The following is an 18,473-nucleotide window of genomic DNA, read 5'->3' on the forward strand; positions in this document are numbered from 1 at the left end:
CATGAATTCAAAAGCTGTTGTTTTCGCCTATCACGACATTGGCTGTGCGGGTATCCAGGCCCTCCTCGACTCTGGCCTGGAGATCGCCGCGGTGTTCACTCACGCCGACGACCCGAAGGAAAACACCTTCTACGGCTCGGTCGCGCAGTTGTGTGCCCGCCAAGGCATCACGGTGCATGCACCGGAAGACGTCAACCACCCGCTGTGGGTCGAGCGCATCGCCAAGCTCAACCCCGAGTACCTGTTCTCCTTTTATTACCGCAACCTGCTGAGCGAAGCCCTGCTGGCCACCGCCGGCAAAGGCGCATTCAACCTGCACGGCTCGCTCCTGCCTGCATACCGGGGCCGCGCGCCGGCCAACTGGGTGCTGGTCAATGGCGAAACGCAAACCGGCGTGACCCTGCACCGCATGGTCAAGCGTGCGGATGCCGGCGCCATCGTGGCCCAGCAACCTGTTGCCATCGAGCGCACAGACACCGCGCTGACCCTGCATGGCAAGCTGCGTGAAGCGGCCGCCAGCCTGTTGCGTGACACCCTGCCGCCACTGATCCAGGGCCGCCTCACTGAAACCGCCCAGGATGAGTCCAGGGCCACGGTGTTCGGTCGCCGCACCCCGGCAGATGGCAAGCTGGTCTGGAAAAAACCGGCTGAAGAGCTGTTCAACCTGGTTCGTGCCGTTACCCAGCCGTACCCGGGGGCGTTCTGCGACGTCGGCGAGCACAAGCTGATCGTCTGGAGCGCCGAGGTCGCCAAGGGCAATGAAGGCCAGGCACCGGGCCGGGTGATCAGCGTCGACCCGCTGCGCATTGCCTGCGGCGAAGACTCGCTGGTGATCACGTCCGGCCAGCGCAACGATAACGGCCTGTTCCTCAGCGGCCCGCAACTGGCCGACGAACTGGGCTTGGTGGATGGTTCCGTGCTGCGTGGCGCCGAATCGGGCCGTGCTCCGCGTCGCACCCGGGTGCTGATCCTGGGTGTCAACGGCTTCATCGGCAACCACCTGTCCGAGCGCCTGCTGCGTGACGGCAAGTACGAGGTGTACGGCCTGGACATCGGCTCCGACGCCATCGAGCGCCTGCGCAGCCATCCGAACTTCCACTATGTCGAAGGCGATATCAGCATTCACTCCGAGTGGATCGAGTACCACATCAAGAAGTGCGACGTGGTGCTGCCACTGGTGGCCATTGCCACCCCCATCGAATACACCCGCAACCCGCTGCGCGTGTTCGAACTGGACTTCGAAGAGAACCTCAAACTGGTTCGCTACTGCGTCAAGTACAACAAGCGCGTGATCTTCCCTTCGACTTCCGAAGTCTATGGCATGTGCCAGGACCGAAACTTCGACGAGGACAGCTCCAACCTGGTGGTCGGCCCGATCAACAAGCAGCGCTGGATCTACTCGGTCTCCAAGCAACTGCTGGACCGGGTGATCTGGGCCTATGGCCAGAAAGGCCTGAACTTCACCCTGTTCCGCCCGTTCAACTGGATGGGGCCGCGCCTGGACCGCCTGGATTCGGCACGGATCGGCAGCTCCCGGGCGATCACCCAGCTGATTCTCAACCTGGTGGAAGGCACACCCATCCGCCTGTTCGATGGCGGCGAACAAAAACGCTGCTTCACCGACATCGCCGACGGTGTCGAAGCCCTGGCGCGGATCATCGACAACGAGAACGACGCCTGTAACGGGCAGATCATCAACATCGGCAATCCGGAAAACGAAGCCAGCATTCGTCAATTGGGTGAGGAGTTGCTGCGTCAGTTCGAGGCCCACCCGTTGCGTGCCAACTTCCCGCCGTTCGCCGGTTTCCGCGACGTCGAGAGCAAGGCGTTCTACGGCACCGGTTATCAGGACGTGTCGCACCGCAAGCCGAGCATCCAGAACGCCAAGCGTCTGCTCGACTGGACCCCAACCGTTGAGATGAGCGAAACCATCGGCAACACGCTGGACTTCTTCCTGCGCGAAGCCATGCTCGAAATCGCGGACCAGCGTTGATGCAGGCAGGTCTTCGTATCGATGTCGACACCTACCGAGGCACCCGTGAAGGGGTGCCCCGGCTGCTGGACATGCTCGACGAAGCACAGGTCAAGGCAACGTTTTTCTTCAGTGTTGGCCCGGACAACATGGGGCGCCACCTGTGGCGCCTGATCCGCCCGCAGTTTCTCTGGAAAATGCTGCGCTCCAACGCGGTGGGCCTGTATGGATGGGACATTCTGCTGGCCGGTACCGCCTGGCCGGGCAAGCCCATCGGCCGAGACCTGGGGCACCTGATGCGCCAGACCCTTGCCGCCGGTCACGAGGTGGGGTTGCACGCCTGGGATCATCACGGCTGGCAAGCCAATGCCGGACGCTGGAGCGATGCACAGTTGATTGAGCAGGTTCGCCGGGGCGTAGACACCCTCAGCGATATTCTCGGCCAGACCGTGGACTGTTCCGCCGCGGCCGGATGGCGCGCTGACGAACGGGTCATCGAGGCCAAGCAACGCTTTGGCTTTCGCTACAACAGCGACTGTCGCGGGCAAGGCCTGTTCTTGCCGCAACTGGCCGATGGCAGCCCGGGAACACCGCAAATTCCAGTCGACTTGCCCACCTTCGATGAAGTGGTCGGGCCGGACGTGACCGTTGAAGGGTTCAACGCATTCATTCTTGATCGGTTCAGCCCCTCCAGGCTGAACGTCTACACGATACATGCAGAGGTAGAAGGGATTCTGATGGCCAACCATTTCCGTCAATTGCTGGTGGATGCCCAAACACGCGATATCCGCTTCCAACCCCTGGGTCGGTTGTTGCCGGCCGACCCCACCATCCTGCCCCGGGGCCGCGTGTTGCGCGGTGCGCTGGAAGGTCGTGAAGGCTGGCTGGGAGTGCAGGGACAATGACCAGACGCTGGGCCCTGCCCTTGTTGTTGCTGGCGTTCGGCATGTTTTTCCTGCTGCCGATGGCCACCCATGGCCTGTGGATTCCGGACGAAACCCGGTACGCGCAAATCAGCCAGGAAATGCTGCTGAGCGGCCACTGGGCTTCACCCCATTTCATGGGCATTCGTTATTTCGAGAAGCCGGTCGCCGGCTACTGGATGATAGCCATCGGCCAGGCGGTATTTGGCGACAATCTGTTCGGCGTGCGCGTGGCCTCGGCCTTGAGTACCGGCCTGAGCGTGTTGCTGGCGTATTTGATTGCCCGCCGTTTGTGGAATGACCCGCGCAAGAGCTTCACCTGCGCCCTGCTCTACATGAGCCTGTGCGTGGTGGTTGGCCAGGGCGGGTACGCCAACCTGGACCCGCAGTTCACCTTGTGGGTCAACCTGAGCCTGGTGGCGCTGTGGTTCGCCATCGACAGCCAGACCCGAAGTGCGCAGTTGGGGTTCTGGGCGCTGCTGGGCCTGGCCTGTGGCATGGGCTTCATGACCAAGGGCTTTCTCGCCTGGCTGTTGCCGGTGCTGGTCGCCCTGCCCTACATGGTCTGGCAAAAACGCCTACGCGAACTGCTGGTCTACGGCCCAGTGGCAATCACGGTGGCCGTGCTGGTCAGCCTGCCCTGGGCCTTGACCGTTCACGCCCAGGAGCCGGATTACTGGCGTTTCTTCTTCTGGCACGAGCATATCCGCCGATTTGCCGGCGAAGATGCCCAGCACGCCAAGCCCTGGTGGTACTACCTGCCATTGCTGGTGGCGTTCAGCCTGCCCTGGGCGGCCCTGCTGCCTGCGGCGCTCAAGCAAGCCTGGCAGAGCCGTCGTCAGGCGAGCATTGGCTTCCTGCTGCTCTGGCTGCTGTTGCCGTTGGCGTTTTTCAGCCTGAGCAAGGGCAAGCTGCCGGCCTACATCTTTCCCTGCCTGTTGCCGTTGGCCTTGTTGATGGGCCATGTGCTGGTCGATCGCCTCGCGAACCGGCAGACCCGCGTCATCAGCCTGAACGGTGCGCTGAACCTGGTGCTGGGTGTGCTGGTGCTGATAGCGCTGGTCTACTTTCAATTGAAGAAGCCGCTCTACAGCAACGAGCCCGAGCACCTGGTGCTGGTGTTCATCGCCCTGGCCGGCTGGATCCTTGCCAGCGTTTTGCAAGCCTTGCGCCCGTTGCAGTGTTGGGCTGCGCCGGCCCTGGGCAGCTGGCTGTTCGTGGCGCTAGTCCCAGCGGCCCTGCCCAACTCGGTGGTCTATAACAAGATGCCGGACCAATTCATCATCGATCACGCCCAGGAGCTTGGCCAGGCCAGTCGCTTGCTGAGCAATGACCTGGGCGCCGCCTCGGCCCTGGCCTGGCGACTCAAGCGGCCGGACGTGGCGTTGTACAACACCGTAGGCGAAGTGAAATATGGCCTGGCTTATCCTGACACCTTGCATCGCCGGGTCGACTTTCTCAAGGTTCCCCAATGGATGACCGAAGCCCGCCAGCAGGGTTCGGTGGGTGTGGTGATGCGGATCAACGGCAAGGAGCACTACGAAATCGACATGTTGCCCCAGGACTTCAAGCGTTATAACCAAGGCAATCTGGTGATCCTGATCTTCCCCCAGAGCCAGCCATGAGCCTGTTGCTGATCGTGCTTGCCTGCCTGCTGACCTGCCTGGGCCAGGTCGCCCAGAAATATGCGGTGGAAAGCTGGCGTGGCCAGGCATCGGGAGTGCTAGACAAGCTGCGCTCGCCGTGGCTGTGGCTGGCGTTGCTGAGCCTGGGCTGCGGGCTGGTGGTGTGGCTGCTGGTGTTGCAGCGGCTGGACGTCGGCGTCGCCTATCCGATGCTCAGCCTCAATTTCGTACTGATTACCCTGATCGCCCGCTTCGTTTTCCACGAAGCCATTGATCGCCGGCACTGGATCGGCGTGGCCCTGGTGATTGCCGGTGTCGTGCTGCTGGGGAGGCACGCATGAGCCTGGGTCGCGGCATCGGCTTTGCCATGGGCAGCGTGTTGCTGGTCAGCGCGGCCCAACTGGGCATGCGATGGAGCATGAGCCACCTGCCCTTGCCGGCGCAGTGGCTCGCGGCATTGGGCAGTGGCACGGTCGACCCGCTGGCAGTCGCCGTGGTGCTGGCCTCGATCATGGCTTACGCACTGTCCATGCTCTGCTGGCTCATGGCCTTGCGTGACCTGCCGCTGGGACGGGCCTATTCGCTGCTCAGTATCAGTTATGCCCTGGTGTACCTGCTAGCCGCCAGCCTGCCGCTGTTCAACGAGCCACTCAGTCTCTCCAGAACCCTGGGGGTGGCGCTGGTCATCCTCGGGGTCATCACCATCAACTCTCGTGGTATCCACACCCCAGTCGTCAGGAAGACTCCATGAAAATCAGTGTCATTGGTAGTGGCTACGTCGGCCTTGTACAAGCTGCCGTGCTGGCCGAAGTGGGTCACGATGTGGTCTGCATGGACATCGATCAGCAAAAGATCGCGTTGTTGCAGCAAGGCCATGTGAGCATTTTCGAACCCGGGCTGGCCAGCCTGGTCCGTGAAGGACTGGAAAGCGGGCGGCTGCTGTTCACCACCGACGAGCAACAGGCGGTCCAGCATGGCCAGGTATTGTTCATAGCCGTGGGCACGCCCTCCGGGGAAGATGGCTCGGCCGACTTGCGTTATGTGTTGTCAGTGGGCGACGCCGTGGCCCGACACCGCGAGCAGCCCTTGATCCTGGTGGAAAAGTCCACCGTGCCGGTGGGCACCGGCGATACCCTGCGGGCCCATATTGACAGCCGGTTGCACAGCCACGGTCGCATCTTGCAGTTCGATATCGTGTCCAACCCCGAGTTTCTCAAGGAAGGCTCGGCGGTTGCCGACTGCCGCCGTCCGGACCGCATCGTCATCGGGTGCGACAGCGAGGCGGTACGCGAGGTCATGCGTGACCTCTATGCGCCCTTCAACCGCAACCACGACCGCATCATGTTCATGGACCTGCGCAGCGCCGAACTGACCAAGTACGCCGCCAACTGCATGCTGGCGACCAAGATCAGCTTCATCAACCAGATCGCCGAACTGGCCGAGCACCTGGGCGCGGACATCGAGTCCGTGCGCCTGGGGATCGGCGCTGACCAACGAATTGGCTACCACTTCATCTACCCCGGCTGTGGTTATGGTGGCTCGTGCTTCCCCAAGGACATGCGCGCGCTGATCCACAGTGCCGCGCAAGCCAACTGCTCCAGTGACTTGCTGCAAGCGGTCGAAGCGATCAACGAGCGTCAGAAACACAAATTGTTCGAGCGCATCAGAGCTTTCTACAACGGTGACCTGGCAGGCAAGACCTTTGCCCTGTGGGGACTGGCATTCAAACCCAATACCGACGACATGCGCGATGCACCGAGCCGGGTGCTGATGGAATCGCTGTGGGCAGCAGGCGCGACGGTGCGGGCGTTCGACCCGGAAGCCATGCAGGAGACCCAGAACCTGTACCCGAACGAAGCACGACTGATGCTCATGGGCACTCCGGAATCCGTGCTCAAGGATGCGGACGCATTGATCATCTGCACCGAATGGCAGCAGTTCAAGGCACCGGATTTCGAACTGATCCAGCAGCGTCTCAAGGCATCGGTGATCTTCGACGGACGCAACCTGTATGACGTCGAACGCCTGGCGCGCAAAGGCTTCCAGTACTTTCCGATGGGCCGGGGAGAATCACGCAACCTGCCCGTTTGCGCACAGCCATCGCTTGCGACGCCTGCCGTGGTCGAGAAGACGGCATAGAACCTGGCCACGACCTCCCGGGGCTACGTTGCCGAACAGCCATACCTCATTATTAATGCACTTAATGCTCATTAATATGAATTTGTCAGTGGCCGGCCAGACCGGCAGACTGCGCCGGTTCCTCCCCCAAATGGTGGAACTCTTGAAGGGCTTTCTGGTGACCCAGACAAGCCCTTTTTTTGCCTGCCCTCTGCCACTGGACCGTTCTGCCCATGTTTGCTCGCTGGATCCCCGCTGCCATCAACACCCGTCCTTCAGAATGGAGCCGTGCCGCCATCGGCATGTCCCTGGGCACACTGCTGAGCGTCTGGCTCTGTGGCCAGGTATTCGGCATGGACGTGGCCATGCACCTGATCGGGCCCTTGGGGGCATCGGCGGTGTTGCTGTTTGCCGTCTCGTCCGGCGCGCTGGCCCAGCCCTGGTCGATCCTGGGCGGGTACCTGTGTGCCGGGGTGGTAGCACTGTTGGTGGCCCATGTGCTTGGACGGACCCTGGGCAGTGCGTGCCTGGCGGCCGGCGCAGCGTTGATGCTGATGTGCTGGCTGCGTTGCCTGCATCCCCCGGCCGGTGCGCTGGCCTTGCTGATGGTGGTGGCGGACCCGGCGACCATTGCCCTGGACTGGAAAGCACTCGCGCCGGTGATGCTGAGCGCGGCCACCTTGTTGCTCTGTGCCCTGGCGTACAACAACCTGACCCGTATTCGTTACCCCAAGCGGCCCGCCGAACCGGTGTCCCGGGTGCCGGCGGATCACCCGCCCGTCGACAGCCAGGCCATCACCGCACAAGACCTGAAAGCGGCGCTGGCGGACCTGGAGGCCTTCTTCGATGTGACCCCCGAGGACCTTGAACAACTGATCCACGCCAGCGAACGGCACGCCAAGCGCCGCAGTATCGGTGAGGTATTCGCCAACAAGGCCTGATACGGCCACGGCAAGGCCAGGCGCTGTTCCTCAGGCCGCTGATTGCTGCCGTGCCGGTACCGCCAGGCTCACCGCTCGCACCGAGGCGCCGGTACACAAGCCGAGCGACTGGGCGGTTTGCGCATCGACAATCAATGTCCCGGCGGCGATTCGCGCAGGCGCTGCGGTAATCCGGCACTCGGCCAATTGCCGATTGTGGATCAGGTAGATCTCGGCCTGCTCCCCCGGGGTGCCAATGCTCAGTTGCAATACCTGACTATCGCGTACCGCCCGGATCTGTCCTGTCGCGCATTCGACCAGTGGACCGCCGTCAAAGATATCGATGTAGTCCCGGTGTTCAAAGCCTTCCGCCTTGAGCATGCCCAACGCCGGTTCGGTGTTGGGATGTACCCGACCGATCACCGATCGCGCGCTCTCGGGCAGCAGGCATGTGGGTAACGGGAACTTGGGCATCAGTTCGGCAATGAAGGTTTTGTTGCCAAGGCCGGTGAGGTAGTCGGCGTCGGCGAAATCCATTTTGAAAAAGTGTCGTCCCAGGCCTTCCCAGAAGGGTGAAACACCCTCCTCGTCGGAGTAGCCGCGCATTTCCGCGATGACCTTTTCGCCAAAGTGCTGGCGAAACTCGGCGAGAAACAGAAACCGCGCCTTGGACAACAGGCGACCATTGAGGCCGGCGCGGTGATCGGCATGCAAGAACAACGAACACAACTCCGAATGCCCGGTCATGTCGTTCCCCAGGAACAGCGTCGGCAATTGCTGATTGATCCCCAGGTTGCTGGAGGCGGCGACAAACAGGCCCAGGCGATAGTTGTACCAGGGCTCCCGCAGGCCGACAGCGCCAGCCAGGGCGCAGATGCCGATCGCCTCCCCCTGATCGCTCTCCAGCACAAACAGATAATCGGCGTCAGCGCGTCCGGCCTCGCCGGCAAACGTTCTCGCCGCCCACTCCAGGCGCTGGCGCAAACGTCCGGCATCCGCAGGCAAGGTCGTCAAGCCGGTGCCCGCACTGTGAGCCAGGGCCAGCAATGCCGGCAGATCATCGGGTGTCGCGGGACGAACGATCATCACATGCCCCCCATGGCAGCCGGATACGCCTGCCGGGCCTTGGGCAGGAAAACCTCCGCCAACATGCAGCGGGCACTCCCACCGCCCACCCGTTCGATGGTGTCGATGTTCACGGGCAACGGTGTGGTGTAAGCCTCGATGAGCCGACGCTGAGCCGCATCGAGGGAACGCCAGGCGGTGCGCGACATCACCAACAGGGGCTCACCTGCCGCAGTGTGGACTTGCAGCATGTTGCCCGCGAACGACTCCAACTGCTCCCAACCCAGCGCGATAACCTGCTTGCCGCTGTCTTCCAGGCGTGAACGCAGCGCTCGGGATTGAGCCGGCTCAGCCACGCAATCGAGGCAGGCCACGGCCAGTTCAGTACCGATGCTCATCATGACGTTGGTGTGATAGATCGCGACACCCTGGCGATCGACCGCGTTGAAGGCACACAACTCATACCCCAGATGGCTGACCACTTGATCCAGTGCATGGGCGTGGGTGCGTGTGGAGTAGCCGGCGTAGCAAATCCGCGCCTGACGGTCCAGTACCATACTGCCCGTGCCCTCGAGGAACACGTCCTGCAGTTCGAGGGCCGTGAGGTCCAGCAGGTGCTCGACCCGGTACTCGTTGTGCAACAGATCCAGCACACCCTTGTCCCGTTCCAGCCGCCGGTTATGGCCTTGCATCGGATACAACACCAGTGTGCCGTCGGGGTGACTGCTCCACCAGTTGTTGGGAAAAATCGAGTCCGGGGTATGGGGGGCATCGCGGTCATCGTGGACGATCACCTCCACACCGTGATCGCGTAGCGCAGCGACGTAACCGTCGAACTCCTGCAAGGCTTGGCGCTGGACGTCCTCCGACGCGGCTGCCAGGCGCTGGAAACGGTTGTTCGCCGCCGTATCCTGATTGAAGGAGAAACGTGTCGGGCGAATCATCAAAACGGTATTGGTGGTTTGCATGGGCACAGGTTCAATGAGGGTTGAGAGGTGCTCATTGTCTGTTTCACTGCGCAGAAAACCCGGCTGATAAGCAGCGCGGCAGTGTTGAAAATGGCTGAAAACCCAGGGGCTTTCAGCCGATTTGGCGGGATGAAAACAGGAAGGGATTGGGCGTTGAAGACCGTCACCACACTCAGCCTGGCAACGCCCCCGATAGGCGCTTCAGGCTGAGGAGCAATACCTGTGCTCCCAGGCTTGCGTGGAAACGCGCAGGTGCCTACGACGAAGTTTTGACCATCGCCAGTTCTGGGTGACTGACCAGTTTGTCGATATGCAGGTCCGGATCATCGAACCAGACTTCGGTCAGCACCCGGTAGTGCTCCATGTCACGGCAGCGCATTCGCAGACTGTAATCGAAGGCTCCGCTGATCAATTGGCATTCCAGTACCTGCGGGCAAGCACGCACCTTGGCCTCGAACGCCTTTTGTGCAGCACGCCCACTCTGGTTCGACAGCGCCACCAGCACCAGCAACGACAAACCCGGTGTCAGTTTCTTTTCGTCGAGAATTGCCCCATAACCCCGAATCACCCCGAGCTGCTCGAGCTTTCGCACCCGTTCCAGGCAAGGCCTGGGCGTCAGGTGCACGCGCTCGGAAAGCTTTTGATAGGTGATGCGCCCGTCGTGACGCAGCACCTCGATGATGGCCTGATCGATACGATCAAGCACGATCGTCAGATCACGGATATCCGCCATGTACGTCTTGCCTCACTTCAAACGGCCCGATAGAAATTGCTGTAAACGTTCACTCTTCGGCCGGTCGAGGATTGTCGCATCGCCCTGCTCCTCGACCTTGCCTTGATGCAGGAACAGCACTTGACTGGAAACCTGCCGGGCAAAACCCATTTCGTGGGTCACCATCAACATGGTCCGCCCCTCTTCCGCCAGTGCCTGAATCACCTTCAACACTTCACCCACCAACTCCGGGTCCAGGGCTGACGTCGGCTCATCGAACAACAGGATCTGTGGCTCCACCGCCAATGCTCGCGCAATCGCCACCCGTTGCTGCTGGCCACCCGACAGGAACGCCGGGTATTGCTCGGCCACCCGCTGGGGCAGGCCGACTTTGTCCAGATAGGCCCGGGCGCTGGTTTCGGCGTCCTTGCGAACGACGCCCAGCACGTTGCAGGGCGCCAGCATGATGTTCTCCAACACGGTCAAATGACTCCACAGGTTGAAGTGCTGAAACACCATGGCCAACCGTGTGCGCAAGCGCTGCAACTGTGCCGGATTGGCGACCCGCATGCCACCTGCAGACTGGCGGGTGACAATGCGCTCGCCATCCAGCGCAATGGCCCCCTCATCCGCGCGCTCCAGAAAATTGATGCAACGCAGCATGGTGCTTTTGCCCGAGCCGCTGGCGCCGATCATGCTCACCACATCCCCGGCCCGCGCGTTCAAAGAGACGCCCTTGAGTACTTCGTTGTCACCAAAACGTTTATACAGATTTTCAACCGTGAGTTTGTACATGCTTGCACTCCTGGAGCGGCGTCTGCGTCGACGCCGCTCTGGACAAAAATGAGGTGAGTGATTCAGTGCGCCGGCCCGAGAAAGCCCAGCCAACGTTTCTCCGCCAGGCGAAATCCGCCGACCAGGGCGAATGACAACCCCAGGTACAGCAAGCCGGCGATGCCAAACGCCTGAAACGTCATGAAGGTCGCGGCGTTGGCATCCCGGGCAACTTTCAGAATGTCCGGGATGGTCGCGGTGAAGGCCACGGATGTGGCGTGCAACATCAGAATCACTTCGTTGCTGTAGTACGGCAGTGCGCGGCGCAGGGCCGATGGCAGGATCAACTGCAGGTGCAGCCGCCAGCCGCTCAACCCATAGGCGTGCGCCGCTTCGATTTCGCCGTAGGGAATGCTGCGAATCGCGCCGGCGAATATCTCCACGGTGTAGGCACAGGTGTTGAGGGTGAAAGCCAGCAAGGTGCAGTTCATGGCATCGCGGAAGAAGGCTTCCAGCAGCGGCTGGGCGCGCACCGCCGCAATGCCGTAGATCCCGCTGTAGCAAATCAGCAGTTGGATATACAGCGGCGTACCGCGAAATACATAGGTAAACAACTGGACCGGCCAGCGCAACAAAGCCCAGCGCGAGGTACGCATGATCGCCAGTGGCAACGACAGGCAAAAGCCAAGGACGATACTCGCCACCAGCAACCACAGGGTCATGGCCAGGCCGGTGAACGTCTCACCGTCGCTGAACAGGAAGGGCCTCCAGTACTCGGCAATCAATTCAATCATCGCGCCATCCCCCGTACCCCTTGGTTGTAGCGGCGCTCAAGCACGCGCAACACATAGTTGGAGGCGCTGGTGATCAGCAGGTACAACGCCGCCGCCATCAGCAGGAAGTCGAGCATGTTGAAGGTACTTTTGCCCGCCTCCTGCGCCACTTTGACCAGGTCCGACAAACCAATGATCGACACCAGCGCCGTGGCCTTGAGCAACACCAGCCAGTTGTTGCCCAGGCTCGGCAAGGCAAAACGCATCATTTGCGGGAACACCACGAAACGAAACCGCTGCCAGCGATTGAGGCCGAAACAGGCGGCGGCCTCTTGCTGGCCGCGTGGCACACTCAAAATGGCGCCACGAAAGGTCTCGGTGAAGTACGCGCCGTAGATAAACCCGAGCGTGACGATCCCGGCCAGAAACGGGTCGATCTCCATGTAGGGCCAGCCCAGCGCCTCGGTAAGGCTGCTCAGCCAGCCTTGCAGGCTGTAGAAGATCAACAGCATCAGCACCAGGTCCGGCACACCACGAATCAGTGTGGTATAGAGCGTCGCCGGTAGGTTCAGCCACTTCAGCGGCGATAGCTTGGCCGCGGCGCCCAGCAATCCCAACACCATGCTGACCAGCAGCGATAACGCAGAGAGTTTGAGGGTGACCCACGTGCCATGCAGCAACAACGGGCCGTAACCTTGCAGGGTCGACAGATCGACCCCCAGTAGATTCAGGAGGGAATTCACGCCAGATACCTGTCTTGTGGCGCCCACACGTGCGCTGTACCGATGAGCGCGGCACAGTGCTCGGGGCGCGAGGATCAGTTGTTGTAGAGGTCCAGGGCGCCGAAGTGCTTTTGCTGGATCTGTGCGTAGATGCCCTTGTCGTGCAGGGACTTGATGGCGGCATTGATCATGCCTTTGAGCTCGTCGTTGCCCTTGCGGATACCGATGGCAATCTCCGAGGGCACCAGCGGGTCACTGATGCCTTCGCTGTTCTGGAAGTCCGCGCCCTGCGGCGAAGTCAGAAAACTCATCTGCGCCTGCAACTTATCCTGGATCGACGCATCGAGGCGGCCGAACACCAGGTCTGCGTACACCTGATCCTGATTCTGATAGGCCCGCAGTTTCACACCGCCTGGCGCCAGTCTGGCCCTGGCATAGGTTTCCTGAATCGTGCCCTGCATGAACCCCAGGGTCTTGCCCTTGAGGGATTCGGCGGTGGGCTCCAGGCCGGAATCCTTGCGAGTGACGATGGCGGTCGGTCCGGCATAGAGGCGATCACTGAAATCGATCTGTTTTTTACGGGCATCCGTCACCGTCATCGAGGACTCGATCGCATCGAACTTACCGGCTTTGAGACCCGGGATCAGCCCATCGAAGTCGTTGCTGACCCAGACACAGGTGAGTTTCAACTCGGCGCAGATGGCGTTGCCCAGGTCGACGCCGAAGCCTTGCACGCCTCCGTCGGCGGTCGTCGACTCAAAGGGTGGATAGCTGGGATTGACGCCAAAGCGCAACTCTTTCCATTCTTTGGCGCTGGCGCCGGTGGAGCAGCACAGCAAAGCGAGTGCCGGCAAGGTCAGCCACTTGATATTCATCTTCTTGAGTCCCGGATTATTTGGATTTATAGCGGTCAGGCGCCCGCGCCGAACCACACTTTTTACAGGGGCAGAAAATCGATGCGGTCTTCACCGCAGCCGTATTTATTGTTGTTATCGACTGGAAGGAGCCAGCCGTCGGGGCGCAACCCTTTTCTGGCGCATTGTCAAAAGCACCTGAAACGGAACGCCAGAATGCCAATAGCCAGGACGGCACAGGTGTCGTAAGGCCCGGTCCAGACAGCGTAACTGCGCTGAACGAGCGCATTCGACAGCCGATTCTGTCGTCAGCGGCAAGGCGCGATGACAAGCCTTTTCGACACGGGCGAAAGGCACTTCGACGGTACCTTGTCGCGCACTGTCCCGTGCCGGTCGGCGTGGAGGTTGTCGCTCAATGACCCACTGCATCACGGCCGGATCCCGGCATGCAAAAATGCACAGGCGACCTGCAGTTATCCGGGTTGTACATGGCAAATTTGCACTGTTACGATCCGCCATCGCTCGCGCGCGAGCATCTCTATAAAGAACAATAAAAGCAGGGAGTTAGTGATGACTGCTCAGGTTTCATCCCCGACCGGCCAGCCCATGGATGCCACGCAGAACGACGTGCTGGCCCAGGTGCGCAACCACATTGGCCACCTGACCCTCAATCGCCCCGCCGGCCTCAATGCCATTACCCTGGACATGGTGCGCAGCCTGCATCGCCAGCTGGACGCATGGGCCCGGGATCCGCAGGTGCATGCCGTGGTACTGCGCGGAGCTGGCGAGAAAGCCTTCTGTGCCGGTGGCGATATCCGCTCGCTGTACGACAGCTACACCAGCGGCGACACCCTGCATGAAACGTTCTTCGTCGAAGAATATGCCCTGGACCTGGCGATCCATCATTACCGCAAACCCGTGCTCGCGTTGATGGACGGCTTCGTCCTCGGCGGCGGCATGGGACTGGTGCAGGGCGCCGATCTGCGCGTGGTCACCGAACGCAGCCGCCTGGCGATGCCGGAAGTCGGCATCGGCTATTTCCCGGACGTGGGTGGCAGCTACTTCCTGCCCCGCGTCCCGGGCGAACTGGGGATCTACCTGGGGGTCAGCGGCGTGCAGATTCGCGCTGCCGATGCGTTGTATTGCGGGTTGGCCGACTGGTACCTGGAAAGTGCGCGACTGGCCGAACTGGACCAGCGCCTGGACAGCCTGGTATGGCACGACACCCCGCTCAAGGACCTGCAAGGCCTGCTGGCCGGGTTCGGCGTGCAACACCTGCCTGACGCGCCGCTGCAAGCCTTGCGCCCGGCCATCGATCACTTCTTCGCCCTGGCGGACGTGCCGGGCATCGTCGAGCAATTGCGCACCGTCACGGTTGCCGACAGCCACGCCTGGGCGTTGACCACCGCCGACCTGCTGGAAACCCGTTCACCGCTGGCCATGGGCGTGACCCTGGAAATGCTGCGCCGCGGCCGACAGCTGAGCCTGGAACAGTGTTTTGCCCTGGAGCTGCACCTGGATCGTCAGTGGTTCGAGCGTGGCGACCTGATCGAAGGTGTGCGCGCCCTGCTGATCGACAAAGACAAGAACCCACGCTGGAACCCTCCGACCGTACAGGCGCTGGACGCCGAGCGGGTGGCAAGCTTCTTCAGCGGATTTGATCAGAGCGGGAGCTGAATCATGCACGATATCGAATTGACCGAAGAACAAGTGATGATCCGCGACATGGCCCGGGACTTTGCCCGTGGCGAAATCGCCCCCCATGCCCAGGCCTGGGAAAAGGCCGGCTGGATCGACGATGCGCTGGTGGCGAAGATGGGCGAACTGGGGTTGCTCGGCATGGTGGTACCCGAAGAATGGGGTGGCACCTACGTCGACTACGTGGCCTACGCCCTGGCGGTGGAAGAAATTTCCGCCGGTGACGGCGCCACCGGCGCCTTGATGAGCATCCATAACTCGGTGGGCTGCGGGCCGGTACTCAATTACGGTACCGAGGAGCAAAAACAGACCTGGCTGGCAGACCTGGCCAGCGGCCAGGCCATTGGTTGCTTCTGCCTGACCGAGCCCCAGGCCGGCTCCGAGGCGCATAACCTGCGCACCCGTGCCGAGCTGCGTGACGGTCAATGGGTGATCAATGGCGCCAAGCAGTTCGTCAGCAACGGCAAGCGCGCGAAACTGGCCATTGTCTTCGCCGTCACCGACGCTGACCTGGGCAAGAAAGGCCTGTCAGCCTTCCTGGTGCCCACCGACAACCCAGGTTTCATCGTCGACCGTAGCGAACACAAGATGGGCATTCGCGCCTCCGATACCTGTGCCGTTACCCTCAATAACTGCGTGATTCCCGAGGCGAACCTGCTGGGCGAGCGCGGCAAGGGCCTGGCGATTGCCCTGTCCAACCTCGAAGGCGGTCGCATCGGCATCGCCGCACAAGCGCTGGGCATTGCCCGCGCCGCGTTCGAAGCGGCACTGGCCTATTCCCGTGACCGGGTGCAGTTCGACAAGCCGATCATCGAACACCAGAGCATCGCCAACCTGCTGGCCGACATGCACACCCGCCTGAACGCCGCCCGTTTGCTGATCCTGCACGCCGCACGCCTGCGCAGCGCCGGCAAGCCGTGCCTGTCCGAAGCCTCGCAGGCCAAGCTGTTCGCGTCCGAGATGGCCGAGAAGGTGTGCTCGTCCGCCATTCAGATTCACGGCGGCTACGGCTACCTGGAAGATTATCCGGTCGAACGTTACTACCGCGATGCGCGGATCACGCAGATTTACGAGGGGTCGAGCGAGATACAGCGGATGGTGATTGCGCGGGAATTGAAGAACTATCAGATCTGAAGCATAGGCACCTGTGGCGAGGATGAAATTTGGTCTGCCTGACAGCATGCAAATACAGGTTCAGGGCCGCTATGCGGCCCAACGGGGGCAAGCCCTAATGCCGGTCAGTCAAGAGAAATAAAGCCGAACACGAAACCCGTGGCGAGGGAGCTTGCTCCCGCTGGGGCGCAAAGCGGCCCTTTTTTGGGGCTGCTATGCAGCCCAGCGGGAGCAAGCTCCCTCGCCACAGGTTCTATGTTCGGCTGGTCTTTGGCTTAACTGATCGGCATTAGGGCAAGCCCCTTCGCCACACGATTACTTGCCGACGAACTCAGGCGTACGCTTGGCAATGAACGCGGCCATCCCTTCCTTCTGATCCTGGGTGGCGAACGCTGCATGGAACACCCGGCGTTCGAAGCGCACGCCTTCGGACAGGCTGACTTCAAAGGCGCGGTTGACGCATTCCTTGGTCATCATCGCAATCGGCAGCGATTTGCTGGCAATCACGGCTGCAACCTTCATCGCCTCGTCCAACAGCTCATCGGCCGGCACGATGCGCGCCACGATGCCGCAACGCTCGGCCTCCACCGCATCGATCAAGCGGCCGCTCAGGCACATTTCCATGGCCTTGGCCTTGCCCACCGCGCGGGTCAGGCGCTGGGTGCCGCCCATGCCTGGCAACACCCCCAGGTTGATTTCCGGTTGACCGAACCTGGCGTTGTCACCGGCCAGAATGAAGTCGCACATCAGCGCCAGTTCACAGCCGCCCCCCAGCGCGAAACCGTTGACCGCGGCAATGATCGGCTTGCGGCGGTTAGCCACCCGATCACTGTCGCTGAACAGGTCATCGAGGTAGATCTGCGGGTAGGTCAGCTCCGCCATTTCCTTGATGTCAGCACCGGCGGCAAAGGCTTTTTTCGAGCCGGTCAGTACGATACAGCCGATGTCCGGATTGGCTTCCAGACTGTCCAGCGCGTGGTTCAGTTCGCTGACGATCTGCGCATTCAGTGCGTTCAGTGCCTGGGGACGATTGAGCGTGATCAGGCCGACCCGGCCCTGGACGTCCAACAAAATCGTTTCGTAACTCATGCCAACATTCCTTCTCAAAGATTGCGCGAAATGACCATGCGCTGAATATCACTGGTGCCTTCATAAATCTGGCAGACCCGCACGTCGCGGTAAATGCGCTCCAGCGGGAAATCGTTCAGATAACCGTAGCCACCCAGGGTTTGCAACGCCATCGAGCAGACCTTCTCGGCCATTTCCGACGCAAACAGCTTGGCCATCGAAGCTTCCACCAGGGCCGGCTTGCCACTGTCACGCAGGGCGGCGGCATAGTGCACCATTTGCCGGGCGACGGCGATTTGCGTGGCCATGTCGGCCAGGCGAAAGGCCACGGCCTGATGCTCGATGAGGGCCTTGCCGAAGCTTTCCCGTTCGCGGGCATAGTCGCGGGCCGCTTCGAAGGCCGCGCGGGCCATGCCCACCGACTGCGAGGCAATGCCGACGCGCCCGCCTTCCAGGTTGGCCAGGGCAATCCGGTAGCCTTCGCCCTCCTCGCCCAGGCGGTTGGCCACCGGCACCTTCACGTCCTCGAACAGGATCTGGCAGGTGTCGGAGGCATGCTGGCCGAGTTTGTCCTCGATCCGCGCGACCTTGTAGCCCGGTGAGTCGGTGGGCACGATAAAGGCACTGATCCCGCGCTTGCCGGCAGCCGGGTCGGTCACGGCAAACACAATCACCACCCCGGCGTTCTGCCCCGACGTGATGAACTGTTTGCAGCCGTTGAGCACGTAGTGATCGCCGTCCAGGCGCGCACGGGTCTTCAGGCTGCTGGCGTCGGAACCGGCCTGGGGCTCGGTCAAGGCGAACGCTCCGAGCATGGCCCCACTGGCCAGCGGCTTGAGGAACTGCTCTTTCTGTTGATCGTTGCCGAACTTGAGGATCGGCACACAGCCGACCGAGTTGTGCACGCTCATGATGGTCGAGCAGGCACCATCGCCGGCGGCGATTTCTTCCAGGGCCATGGCGTAGGCCAGGTACCCGGTGTCGCAACCGCCCCATTGTTCCGGCACCAGCATGCCGAAGAAGCCCAGTTGCGCCATCTCGCCAATGGCTTCTTTAGGGAAGCGATGCTCGCGATCCCACTCGGCGGCGAACGGCTTGAGCCGCTCCTGGGCAAACTGCCGTGCCGCTTCGCTGATCTGTAGTTGTTCGTCATTCGGGAGCATGGGGA

General features: G+C 61.7%; 18 protein-coding genes. 9 read left to right on the forward strand and 9 right to left on the reverse strand.

Going from position 1 to position 18,473, the window contains the following annotated elements; all coding sequences use genetic code 11:
* Position 1: 1 nt before the first annotated feature.
* From arnA to CKW25_RS09805, 7 genes are all read left to right on the forward strand, one after another.
* Positions 2-1,993, forward strand: a complete 1,992-nt coding sequence (arnA, locus tag CKW25_RS09775; protein WP_095078975.1) for a bifunctional UDP-4-amino-4-deoxy-L-arabinose formyltransferase/UDP-glucuronic acid oxidase ArnA — start codon at positions 2-4, stop codon at positions 1,991-1,993.
* Positions 1,993-2,877, forward strand: coding sequence for a 4-deoxy-4-formamido-L-arabinose-phosphoundecaprenol deformylase (gene arnD, locus CKW25_RS09780; protein ID WP_095078976.1), 885 nt, complete (start codon positions 1,993-1,995; stop codon positions 2,875-2,877). The genes arnA and arnD overlap by 1 nt, the downstream gene beginning before the upstream one ends.
* Positions 2,874-4,520: a lipid IV(A) 4-amino-4-deoxy-L-arabinosyltransferase gene (gene arnT, locus CKW25_RS09785; RefSeq protein ID WP_095078977.1), complete on the forward strand. Its 1,647-nt coding sequence runs from the start codon at positions 2,874-2,876 to the stop codon at positions 4,518-4,520. Before arnD ends, arnT begins: the two co-directional genes overlap by 4 nt.
* Positions 4,517-4,861 (forward strand): 4-amino-4-deoxy-L-arabinose-phosphoundecaprenol flippase subunit ArnE, encoded by a 345-nt coding sequence (gene arnE / locus CKW25_RS09790; protein WP_095078978.1) that lies wholly within the window; start codon positions 4,517-4,519, stop codon positions 4,859-4,861. Before arnT ends, arnE begins: the two co-directional genes overlap by 4 nt.
* Positions 4,858-5,271 carry a 4-amino-4-deoxy-L-arabinose-phosphoundecaprenol flippase subunit ArnF gene (gene arnF, locus CKW25_RS09795; protein ID WP_095078979.1) on the forward strand — a complete coding sequence of 138 codons (414 nt, stop codon included), beginning with the start codon at positions 4,858-4,860 and terminating at the stop codon, positions 5,269-5,271. Before arnE ends, arnF begins: the two co-directional genes overlap by 4 nt.
* On the forward strand, positions 5,268-6,659 hold the full coding sequence (locus CKW25_RS09800) for a UDP-glucose/GDP-mannose dehydrogenase family protein (RefSeq protein WP_095078980.1): 1,392 nt from the start codon (positions 5,268-5,270) through the stop codon (positions 6,657-6,659). The genes arnF and CKW25_RS09800 overlap by 4 nt, the downstream gene beginning before the upstream one ends.
* 212 nt (positions 6,660-6,871) lie before the next feature.
* Positions 6,872-7,579 carry an HPP family protein gene (locus tag CKW25_RS09805; RefSeq protein WP_095078981.1) on the forward strand — a complete coding sequence of 236 codons (708 nt, stop codon included), beginning with the start codon at positions 6,872-6,874 and terminating at the stop codon, positions 7,577-7,579.
* A 30-nt stretch (positions 7,580-7,609) separates the two neighbouring features.
* On the opposite strand, the gene astA is transcribed toward CKW25_RS09805, so the two are convergent.
* The 7 genes from astA to CKW25_RS09840 all read right to left on the reverse strand — a co-directional run bounded on the left by astA (position 7,610) and on the right by CKW25_RS09840 (position 13,447).
* On the reverse strand, positions 7,610-8,644 hold the full coding sequence (astA, locus tag CKW25_RS09810) for an arginine N-succinyltransferase (protein WP_095078982.1): 1,035 nt from the start codon (positions 8,642-8,644) through the stop codon (positions 7,610-7,612).
* Positions 8,644-9,591 (reverse strand): citrulline utilization hydrolase CtlX, encoded by a 948-nt coding sequence (gene ctlX, locus CKW25_RS09815; RefSeq protein WP_095078983.1) that lies wholly within the window; start codon positions 9,589-9,591, stop codon positions 8,644-8,646. Before ctlX ends, astA begins: the two co-directional genes overlap by 1 nt.
* A gap of 256 nt (positions 9,592-9,847) precedes the next feature.
* Entirely contained in the window at positions 9,848-10,324 is a 477-nt protein-coding gene (locus CKW25_RS09820; RefSeq protein ID WP_095078984.1) for an Lrp/AsnC family transcriptional regulator, read from the reverse strand.
* A 12-nt stretch (positions 10,325-10,336) separates the two neighbouring features.
* A complete protein-coding gene (locus CKW25_RS09825) occupies positions 10,337-11,098 on the reverse strand; it encodes an ABC transporter ATP-binding protein (protein WP_095078985.1) in 762 nt (253 codons plus the stop codon).
* 62 nt (positions 11,099-11,160) lie between these two features.
* A complete protein-coding gene (locus tag CKW25_RS09830) occupies positions 11,161-11,871 on the reverse strand; it encodes an ABC transporter permease (RefSeq protein ID WP_095078986.1) in 711 nt (236 codons plus the stop codon).
* A complete protein-coding gene (locus CKW25_RS09835) occupies positions 11,868-12,593 on the reverse strand; it encodes an ABC transporter permease (RefSeq protein ID WP_095078987.1) in 726 nt (241 codons plus the stop codon). Before CKW25_RS09835 ends, CKW25_RS09830 begins: the two co-directional genes overlap by 4 nt.
* A 74-nt stretch (positions 12,594-12,667) precedes the next feature.
* Positions 12,668-13,447, reverse strand: a complete 780-nt coding sequence (locus tag CKW25_RS09840) for a transporter substrate-binding domain-containing protein (protein ID WP_095078988.1) — start codon at positions 13,445-13,447, stop codon at positions 12,668-12,670.
* 549 nt (positions 13,448-13,996) lie between these two features.
* On the opposite strand from CKW25_RS09840, the gene CKW25_RS09845 reads away from it, so the two are divergent.
* Both CKW25_RS09845 and CKW25_RS09850 read left to right on the forward strand, forming a co-directional pair.
* Positions 13,997-15,103, forward strand: a complete 1,107-nt coding sequence (locus tag CKW25_RS09845) for an enoyl-CoA hydratase/isomerase family protein (RefSeq protein ID WP_095078989.1) — start codon at positions 13,997-13,999, stop codon at positions 15,101-15,103.
* Positions 15,104-15,106: 3 nt separating this feature from the next.
* Positions 15,107-16,258: an acyl-CoA dehydrogenase family protein gene (locus CKW25_RS09850; RefSeq protein ID WP_095078990.1), complete on the forward strand. Its 1,152-nt coding sequence runs from the start codon at positions 15,107-15,109 to the stop codon at positions 16,256-16,258.
* A 294-nt stretch (positions 16,259-16,552) separates the two neighbouring features.
* Here CKW25_RS09850 and CKW25_RS09855 read toward each other — a convergent pair whose 3' ends face one another.
* The gene (locus CKW25_RS09855) at positions 16,553-17,326 is read right to left on the reverse strand and encodes an enoyl-CoA hydratase (RefSeq protein WP_095078991.1); all 774 of its coding nucleotides are present in this window, start codon (positions 17,324-17,326) and stop codon (positions 16,553-16,555) included.
* A 14-nt stretch (positions 17,327-17,340) separates the two neighbouring features.
* Positions 17,341-18,468, reverse strand: coding sequence for an acyl-CoA dehydrogenase (locus tag CKW25_RS09860; protein ID WP_095078992.1), 1,128 nt, complete (start codon positions 18,466-18,468; stop codon positions 17,341-17,343).
* Between the last annotated feature and the right edge of the window lie 5 nt (positions 18,469-18,473).

This window comes from Pseudomonas sp. Irchel s3h17, from assembly GCF_900187505.1.
Classification (GTDB): domain Bacteria; phylum Pseudomonadota; class Gammaproteobacteria; order Pseudomonadales; family Pseudomonadaceae; genus Aquipseudomonas.

Excerpts from the sequence above, each read along its gene's own strand:
- arnA (WP_095078975.1), top strand. The coding sequence starts at position 2 with ATGAATTCAAAAGCTGTTGTTTTCGCCTATCACGACATTGGCTGTGCG.
- arnD (WP_095078976.1), top strand. The coding sequence starts at position 1,993 with ATGCAGGCAGGTCTTCGTATCGATGTCGACACCTACCGAGGCACCCGT.
- arnT (WP_095078977.1), top strand. The coding sequence starts at position 2,874 with ATGACCAGACGCTGGGCCCTGCCCTTGTTGTTGCTGGCGTTCGGCATG.
- arnE (WP_095078978.1), top strand. The coding sequence starts at position 4,517 with ATGAGCCTGTTGCTGATCGTGCTTGCCTGCCTGCTGACCTGCCTGGGC.
- arnF (WP_095078979.1), top strand. The coding sequence starts at position 4,858 with ATGAGCCTGGGTCGCGGCATCGGCTTTGCCATGGGCAGCGTGTTGCTG.
- CKW25_RS09800 (WP_095078980.1), top strand. The coding sequence starts at position 5,268 with ATGAAAATCAGTGTCATTGGTAGTGGCTACGTCGGCCTTGTACAAGCT.
- CKW25_RS09805 (WP_095078981.1), top strand. The coding sequence starts at position 6,872 with ATGTTTGCTCGCTGGATCCCCGCTGCCATCAACACCCGTCCTTCAGAA.
- astA (WP_095078982.1), bottom strand. The coding sequence starts at position 8,644 with ATGATCGTTCGTCCCGCGACACCCGATGATCTGCCGGCATTGCTGGCC.
- ctlX (WP_095078983.1), bottom strand. The coding sequence starts at position 9,591 with ATGCAAACCACCAATACCGTTTTGATGATTCGCCCGACACGTTTCTCC.
- CKW25_RS09820 (WP_095078984.1), bottom strand. The coding sequence starts at position 10,324 with ATGGCGGATATCCGTGATCTGACGATCGTGCTTGATCGTATCGATCAG.
- CKW25_RS09825 (WP_095078985.1), bottom strand. The coding sequence starts at position 11,098 with ATGTACAAACTCACGGTTGAAAATCTGTATAAACGTTTTGGTGACAAC.
- CKW25_RS09830 (WP_095078986.1), bottom strand. The coding sequence starts at position 11,871 with ATGATTGAATTGATTGCCGAGTACTGGAGGCCCTTCCTGTTCAGCGAC.
- CKW25_RS09840 (WP_095078988.1), bottom strand. The coding sequence starts at position 13,447 with ATGAATATCAAGTGGCTGACCTTGCCGGCACTCGCTTTGCTGTGCTGC.
- CKW25_RS09845 (WP_095078989.1), top strand. The coding sequence starts at position 13,997 with ATGACTGCTCAGGTTTCATCCCCGACCGGCCAGCCCATGGATGCCACG.
- CKW25_RS09850 (WP_095078990.1), top strand. The coding sequence starts at position 15,107 with ATGCACGATATCGAATTGACCGAAGAACAAGTGATGATCCGCGACATG.
- CKW25_RS09855 (WP_095078991.1), bottom strand. The coding sequence starts at position 17,326 with ATGAGTTACGAAACGATTTTGTTGGACGTCCAGGGCCGGGTCGGCCTG.
- CKW25_RS09860 (WP_095078992.1), bottom strand. The coding sequence starts at position 18,468 with ATGCTCCCGAATGACGAACAACTACAGATCAGCGAAGCGGCACGGCAG.